1 pseudogene is annotated in these 649 nt (G+C 41.1%); it reads right to left on the bottom strand.

Annotation, left to right across the window (positions count from 1 at the left end):
• Positions 1-401: 401 nt before the first annotated feature.
• Positions 402-649, bottom strand: a pseudogene (locus GN217_RS18625) (IS110 family transposase); the annotation flags it as partial.

Here is a 649-nt window from a genome sequence, read left to right as displayed (position 1 = left end):
CTCCCTCTATATACTTTGATTATCTTCAAAATGCTCCTGTTTTCTTAGAATTACTCAAACGCCATTTTATAGAATGTATTGGTGGGCATAGTGTTCACTCAGAGTGCGGAATATTCAAACAGGGTTTTATCCATCCTAACAACCAAATTGTGAACATTTGGTTAAAAATGGTATGACCATGCTTAGGTTCTCCACACAACTTATGGTCGCTTACCCTCCCATGTATCGCGGGATTTTCTCCATACATTCCTTCGTCCTGCGTATCCACAAGGTGGAGGTCGGAAAAAGCTCCTATGCTGGGTCTGGTGCCCGAATGGATTAAATAAGCTCCGACTCTGCATTATTGGTGTTTGTTTATCCTAAAAACTAGAGGTGCATTTATTCAATCGTGTTGTAAAAGCTTAAGCTGCCTGTAATTCTTCCACTTGAGGTAAACCTTGTAATAGCTTGCTTCCATCAAATTCACATTGTTTGTTGCCGATGACAAATAGTACACGTAATAATTTTCCACATAGCGCAATCAGTGATTGTTGTTTCTTCAATGGATTGTTGGGGCGGGTCGTATAGTAACTGTGTAAGGCCTTAAACACCGGGTTACTAGCTACGAGTGGCCGGATTGCCAGATATAAGGCTCTTCGCAGTTTCTTTC

Origin of the sequence: Oceanobacillus sp. AG, assembly GCF_009746545.1 — a bacterium.
Lineage (GTDB): Bacteria > Bacillota > Bacilli > Bacillales > Amphibacillaceae > Oceanobacillus > Oceanobacillus indicireducens.
Note: the sequence above shows the minus strand (reverse complement) of the source record. Positions and strands in the feature narration are given on the sequence as shown.